The organism is Phormidium pseudopriestleyi FRX01 (assembly GCF_017313335.1).
GTDB lineage: Bacteria > Cyanobacteriota > Cyanobacteriia > Cyanobacteriales > Laspinemataceae > Laspinema > Laspinema pseudopriestleyi.
Genome location: NZ_JAFLQW010000603.1, coordinates 1 through 2,950, shown reverse-complemented (window position 1 = coordinate 2,950; position 2,950 = coordinate 1). Strand labels below are relative to the sequence as shown.

Below are 2,950 nucleotides of genomic sequence, written 5' to 3'. Positions count from 1 at the left end.
CTATTTATCCTGTAATGAATTCCTCCAAAAAATACAAATACCGAGTTGGTGAACTCCGTCCGAGTCAAATTCTCTTTTCCTTTGGAGTCGGTGCCGTTGCCGATTTACCCCGCCTTTCCGTGATGATTATGGGATTAGAAGATTGGGACAAATCCCGCAGTATTGAATTGCCAGAAGAACGCTTACTTTCAGCGGTTCGTCAAAAAGTCGGTTCTCAAGTTAAGCAACTGCTTTCTCCCCCACTCCCCCCGGAGGAAAATAGTTCCCTGAGTTCCCCTGATGAACTCTCCCGCATCGGTATTCCCGTCGCCCCCTTTCCCGGTTGGGTGGTTTGTCCCAAATGTCGATTACTAGCGCCCTTAAATTCAGGATTTTTCAAACTCCAAACTGATTTCTATCGTCCCACAGAAACCCACTATGTTCATAAAAATTGTTCTAAATATAGAAAACCACCCCAAGTGATTCCGGTACGCTTTTTGGCAGCTTGCGATCGCGGGCATTTAGATGATTTTCCCTGGCGGTACTTTGTCCATCATGGCAATACCGACTGTCTCGGTCATTTGCGCTTAGAAGAATGGGGCATTTCTGGAACCGCTGCGGATATTGTAGTCTCTTGCGATGGGTGCAAAACCTCCCGCCCCCTCTCCGATGCTTTTGGGGAAAAAGGCAAGCAAACTATGCCCAATTGTCGGGGTCGCCATCCTCACCTCCGCAACTTCGATGATGAATGTGACCAACAGATGAAAGGGTTACTCTTGGGGGCATCTAATAGTTGGTTTTCCATCACTTTATCCGCCCTCTCCATTCCCACCCAATCTGGAAAGTTAGCCGAATTAGTGAACTTAAACTGGCCGCCTTTAAGTAAAGCCAAAACCCCAGAGTCTTTGGAAGCAATTTTATCCGCATTGCAATCTCTGGGAGAACTGCAAGACTTTGCTGCTTATCCAATTCCCCAAATTTGGGAGGCAATCCAACAAAAAAAAAGCGGGGAAGAAACCGACGAATTAAAAGACCTAAAAACCCCCGAATGGAATTTTTTATCTGCAGCAGACCCCGACCAAAATACCTCCGACTTTAAACTACGTCCCGTTTCCCCTCCCGAGAGATATCGCAATTATTTCCAAAAAGTAGTCCTAGTCGAACGACTCCGAGAAGTGAGGGCGCTGATTGGGTTTACTCGCCTGCAATCTCCCGGTGATTTTGCTGATTTAGAAGATATTCCCGAACAATATTTAGTCAATCTCAGTCGAAATCCTCCCAGTTGGGTTCCTGCCACTGAAGTCAAAGGAGAAGGAATTTTTATTCAATTTAATGAACAGTTAATCCAGGACTGGGAACAGAAAACCCTGGTTAATAAACAGGAAATTTTAACCCGCGTCGCCTACAAAGATTGGCTGAATAGCCGAAATATTGACCCGGATAAAGCGAATTTCCCCGGAATTCGGTATATCTTAATTCATTCCTTTGCCCATGCCTTGATGCGGCAATTGGCCATTGAATGTGGCTATAATGCAGCGAGTTTGCGAGAACGCATTTACTCTCAATTACCCACGGATGAAAAGGGGCCTCAAGCGGGGGTGTTAATTTATACAGCATCTGCTGATAGTGAGGGAACATTAGGGGGATTGGTGAATTTAGGAGAACCGACCACTTTTGGATATCATGTTACCCAAGCTTTAGAACAAATGCGACTCTGTGCCTCTGACCCCCTTTGTGCGGAACATCACCCGGCAGAAGGGAACCCCGCATTGCACTGGGCGGCCTGTCATGCTTGCTTGTTCAGTCCTGAAACCTCCTGCGAACGGGGAAATAAGTTTTTGGACCGATCGCTACTGGTATGGACGCTTCAAGAGAAACAACTGGCGTTTTTTGAGTAAGCCGTGACGACTCCCCTGGTAGAGCAAATTTATCGCGTGGCCTCTATTTTACCTCCGGCGACTTTCAATGCGTTGCTGGAAAGCCTCACTTGCGAAAGTTTAGGGGGGGATGTCGCACAAAGCGATCGCCTCCTGAATCAGTTTCCTAACGCTACCTTTCGCCGAATTATTGGGGATTTACTGACCGCTTGGCAACAAGATGGCGATCGCTGGGATAGTCGGAGTTTAGCATTAGCCTTGCAAACTTCGCGACAGGCGATCGCTTCCACCCGAGAAGCCCTCAATGTAGAATTAGTCTGGACTGGACCTGAACTCTCGGCATTACCCGTCCGTCGGACCGATCGCGTTTTGTTGCAGTTAATCGAACAGACTCAGCAAGAGTTAACCATTGTCAGTTTTGCTATCTATAAAATCCCAGAAATTGCTACAGCCCTCAGATTAGCCCTAGATCGAGGAGTGACTCTCAGAATTATCGCCGAAACGCCTACATCAGGGGATGGTAAAATTCCGTTTGGATTAGCGGCAACATTCGGAACAGAAATTCTGCAACGGGCTCAAGTGTTTGTGTGGCCCCTAGAAAAGCGATCGAAAGACTCCTCTGGTAAATCGGGTTCTCTGCATATTAAATCCGTGATTTGCGATCGGCGGCACCTCTTTATCACCAGCGCAAATCTGACCGAATATGCCCTTTCCTTGAATTTAGAACTGGGTGTTTTAATCCACAGTCCCACCCTAGCCCATCAAGTCATAGACTTACTCGATAATTTGATTGAACACCTCTATTTGGTAAGAACGTAGGGGATTACCTTGGGCCCAAACTCCAGATATTCAGGGCGATCGCAGATTTTCAAAAGTCAAGGGTAAGTCTGCCCTGTTGCTTGGAGTAACATAATCGTTCGGGTTGACAGGCCCCATGTTGAAATTTTTACTCCGGTCTTACCATAAACCGTTTAAAATAAAACTACAGAGTGTGTAGATTTGTATCAAGTTCGGATTAAAAAACTCATGGCCCCTGCTGTTTTAATCGAAAACCTCCAAAAGCGTTACGGAACCGTCGAAGCGGTGAAAAACGT

General features: G+C 46.5%; 2 protein-coding genes. Both read left to right on the top strand.

Features of this window, described 5'->3' with window-relative positions:
- Nucleotides 1-14: 14 nt before the first annotated feature.
- On the top strand, nucleotides 15-1,877 hold the full coding sequence (gene drmB, locus J0895_RS23085) for a DrmB family protein (RefSeq protein ID WP_207090340.1): 1,863 nt from the start codon (nucleotides 15-17) through the stop codon (nucleotides 1,875-1,877).
- A gap of 3 nt (nucleotides 1,878-1,880) precedes the next feature.
- Nucleotides 1,881-2,675 carry a DISARM system phospholipase D-like protein DrmC gene (drmC, locus tag J0895_RS23080; protein WP_207090339.1) on the top strand — a complete coding sequence of 265 codons (795 nt, stop codon included), beginning with the start codon at nucleotides 1,881-1,883 and terminating at the stop codon, nucleotides 2,673-2,675.
- Nucleotides 2,676-2,950: the final 275 nt, after the last annotated feature.